This window comes from Ilyobacter sp. (assembly GCF_041583315.1).
In the GTDB taxonomy this organism is placed as follows: Bacteria; Fusobacteriota; Fusobacteriia; order Fusobacteriales; family Fusobacteriaceae; genus Ilyobacter.
This window is the reverse complement of sequence record NZ_JBFHGC010000316.1, coordinates 1-3,507: the sequence shown is the minus strand read 5'-3', so window position 1 is coordinate 3,507 and position 3,507 is coordinate 1. Positions and strand designations below refer to the sequence as shown.

Genomic DNA, 3,507 nt, shown 5'->3' with positions numbered 1-3,507 from the left:
TCCATCTTACTCCCTCTCTTGTTTTCCTTGCTAATTTTGACGATAAAATGAGAAAAAAAGTCTAGTTTTTTTCTTCAATAAAAGAAAATTTTACTTCTTTTCTGGAATTTGCCGGGATTCTCAAGGTAAATGCAGCAGTTTTATCTATCATTTCATAGACTTCGTCACTTCTGAGCTCATTCCACTTTTCAGGGAGTTTGTCATAAATAATTTTTAAAATTATATTTTCTTTCTTATAATTTTTTATGGAATAGCTGACTTTTCTCTGTTTCAGCCTTGTACCAAGATTTTTTTCCACCTCAGATGATTCCACATAGATATCCATGTCCAAAAGCCCCTTTATCGGAACTTCGCCTCTTTTGTCCACTCCCGTGAATTCCCCTATATATCCCTTTTCATCAAAGACCTTCACCTTGTCAGATGAAGAAATGTTGAATCCTTCTACTCCCAGACTGAGTTCAGGATTTTTTTTCTCTCTGCTTTCAATAAATACGTAGTTTTTTGAAATACCGGTTTTCCTATCAAATACACTTTTCTTTACATCTGTAAAAGGCTTCAGGTCAAATCTACCCAAAGTATCATTCCCGCCAGGAAGTCTGACCAGGACATCTTCAAACTTTCTGTCTGAGTCATTTTTTACAAAAATATTCTTTTTCACTCTGTCCCTGTCAAGGTAGAGATAATACTCCTCAGACCATGTGAGTCCCTCTAAGCTATAATTTATCCTTGCATCTGAAATTTCTTTATCCCCCCGCAAAACAAGTGAGTTATTTTTCTCTTTTCCCTTCGGTTTAAATCTTATCTCCCCTGAAGGATTCATTATGACTTCTTCGGTTTTTAAGTTCTCTATGATTAATGGAGCAGTTGAAATAAGTTTGTACTCTTCACCTTTATAAAAAATTTTTTCGCCTTTTGAGAAATAATCATTATTTTTAGGACTCCCTTGAAAAACAAATTCCCCTATACTTTCACTTTCGACTATGACAGAACTCCTGTCTACAGATCTAGAGAGATTACTTATCACTATTTCTTTACCAGGTTGTACAGGTACAAAATCCTCTCTGACCCTTATTACCCCATGTGGTAAAAGTAAAAATTCGCCTTTCTTCCCCTGGGAAAAATCTATCTCGGAGCAATATACTGATGCTGCTATAAATAGATAAACCATTATTTTTTTCATTGTACCTCCAAAATCAATTGTTCACTGCCCCTTGAATAATAACTTCCATGTTTTTTTCATCTAAGGTCATATCTACATCTTCATAAATCGCTATAAGTTCTTCTTGCCGATCATCTATATATCTTTTATCACGATTTTTCTTATCTGTTTTATCGTTATAATTCACTGTCATATTAAAAGAAACCTTAGGTGCATATTCATAAGTCAAAGTATAATCCCCAGGTTCTACGTAGTAGCTTCTGCCAGATTCCACAGGGACACCCTGGAGTTTTACATTCTTTAGAGTTCGTCCGTAATTGATCCTAAACAGATTATAATCTTCTTTGTAGCTGGTCACTATTCTGAAATCTTCTATAATTTCTGTCTTTGCACAACCTGTAAAAGCGAGAAGTATTACAAACAATAGTTTAAATATCTTCCTCATCTTTAAAATCCTCCATTATCATTTTTTTCAGCTCATCTAGTATCTCGTCTTCTTTTACCTGTTTTACAATCTCTCCTCTTTTGAAGAGGACCCCTATACCCTTACCGCCTGCCACACCGTAGTCAGCCTCCCTGGCTTCTCCAGGCCCGTTGACAACGCACCCCATGACTGCTATCTTCACTTTTTTTTCAAAAGCACTAAATTCTTTCTCTACTTTTTTTGCAAGGTTAATCAGGTCTATCTCAGTCCTTCCGCAGGTAGGACATGATATTATCTCAGTCCCTTCTTCCCTCAGGCCCAGGACCTTCAGTATCTCTTTAGCCACCTTTATCTCTTCTACAGGGTCCTCAGTGAGGGATACCCTTATGGTGTCCCCTATATCGTCGAGAAGGAGGCCCCCTATACCTATAGCTGATTTCACCGTTCCCTGAAAGGCTGTCCCTGCCTCTGTCACACCTAGGTGAAGGGGATAGTCCACTATCTTATTCATCATCCTGTAGGCACTTACCATCATCTTTACATTGCTGGATTTAAGGGATATTATTATATTTTCAAAACCAAATTTTTCCAAGAGTCTCACATGGTAGAGTCCGCTTTCCACCATGGCTTCGGGAGTTGGCCTCCCGTATTTTGAAAGTATATTTTTTTCGAGGGAGCCAGCATTTACACCTATTCTTATGGGAACCTTGCATTCCTTGGCTTTCTCCACCACAAGAGCCACCTTGTCGTCGCCCCCTATATTTCCAGGATTTATTCTTAGCTTGTCCACCCCGTTTTCCATGGCTGCTATGGCCAGTTTATAGTCAAAGTGGATATCTGCTGCCAAGGGTATATTTATCTGTTTTTTTATCTCCTTCAATGCTCTGGCAGCCTCCATATCATTGACTGTGACTCTTACCAGCTGACATCCTGCATTTTCCAGAGCTTTTATCTGTTTTACTGTAGACTCTATATCTGCAGTCTTGGTGTTGGTCATAGACTGAATTACCACTTCACTCTCTCCGCCTATGTATATATTCCCAACCTTTATTTTTCTAGAACCCTTCATAATTTATTCCACTCCATTCTTCTCTGCTTTCATTAATTAAATTATACAAAATTTCTCACTCAATTTCAATTGATTCAATCACATATCTTCCTTTATATATTTTTACTACAATATAGGCTTTACTTCCTTCGATTATCTTTTTTTCTGATTTCTTTGCCTCTCCCTCTTCCATATAATATCTTTTAAAGGGATTTTCAAAATATGTCTTGTTTTTATAAGAATTTCTTATTTTGCCCTTTATATATTCCATACCCTCTGGTTTTTTTTCAGAAAATTCAGTAATTCTGCTCCATTCACCATCTTTTTTTACAATGAGGTATCCGTTTTTATTTTTCAAATCCCCGTAGTCTTTCTCCAGCTCACTGTGATCAAGATTAATGGTCAGATAGTTTCCCCTCATAAAATCATAGGGATCCCTGGAAATAACCTGAAACTTGTGGGTACTTCCCTTTTTCATTACAATTTCTTTGCTGACAACCATAGCCAGAAAAACTCCAAGCTGAAGAAAAATCATGGTTATAAAAATAAATCTATTTTTCACCCTGACCACCTCTTTTTCTGTTCATATACAGGTTGCCAAATATAAGTGCTCCCCCCAGAGCGATAAAAACAACTCCCCTTGTGAGAGTGGATATCTTATAATCTAAAAATCTGGTGGCAATGAGTCCTCCGGTAATAAGGCTCCCCTTATTAAATATCTTCACATCCTCTTTTTTAAATCCGTCGACTATTAAATATCCCCCTATACCCATAAAATAGACATTATTTACCCCAAATCCCCAGTTAAAAAACAGAGGTAACAGCCCGAGAGGTAAAGTCCACAGGAGAATATTTTTAAAATTTTCTTTTTTTCTC

At 37.0% G+C, this 3,507-nt stretch carries 5 protein-coding genes; all 5 read right to left on the bottom strand.

Annotated elements, in window-relative coordinates; translation table 11 throughout:
* Positions 1 to 61 precede the first annotated feature (61 nt).
* Positions 62 to 1,180: a hypothetical protein gene (locus ABZA26_RS10570; protein ID WP_372714493.1), complete on the bottom strand. Its 1,119-nt coding sequence runs from the start codon at positions 1,178 to 1,180 to the stop codon at positions 62 to 64.
* A gap of 13 nt (positions 1,181 to 1,193) precedes the next feature.
* Positions 1,194 to 1,604 (bottom strand): hypothetical protein, encoded by a 411-nt coding sequence (locus ABZA26_RS10565; RefSeq protein WP_372714492.1) that lies wholly within the window; start codon positions 1,602 to 1,604, stop codon positions 1,194 to 1,196.
* Positions 1,588 to 2,652: a flavodoxin-dependent (E)-4-hydroxy-3-methylbut-2-enyl-diphosphate synthase gene (gene ispG, locus ABZA26_RS10560; RefSeq protein WP_372714491.1), complete on the bottom strand. Its 1,065-nt coding sequence runs from the start codon at positions 2,650 to 2,652 to the stop codon at positions 1,588 to 1,590. Before ispG ends, ABZA26_RS10565 begins: the two co-directional genes overlap by 17 nt.
* A 55-nt stretch (positions 2,653 to 2,707) precedes the next feature.
* Entirely contained in the window at positions 2,708 to 3,193 is a 486-nt protein-coding gene (locus ABZA26_RS10555) for a GDYXXLXY domain-containing protein (RefSeq protein WP_372714490.1), read from the bottom strand.
* The coding region (locus tag ABZA26_RS10550) for a hypothetical protein (protein WP_372714489.1) at positions 3,183 to 3,507 on the bottom strand (325 nt) is incomplete at its 5' end. The genes ABZA26_RS10550 and ABZA26_RS10555, both read right to left, overlap by 11 nt.

What these genes read in the sequence shown, in the direction of transcription:
- ABZA26_RS10565 (WP_372714492.1), bottom strand. Translation starts at nt 1,604, where the DNA reads ATGAGGAAGATATTTAAACTATTGTTTGTAATACTTCTCGCTTTTACA.
- ABZA26_RS10570 (WP_372714493.1), bottom strand. Translation starts at nt 1,180, where the DNA reads ATGAAAAAAATAATGGTTTATCTATTTATAGCAGCATCAGTATATTGC.
- ispG (WP_372714491.1), bottom strand. Translation starts at nt 2,652, where the DNA reads ATGAAGGGTTCTAGAAAAATAAAGGTTGGGAATATATACATAGGCGGA.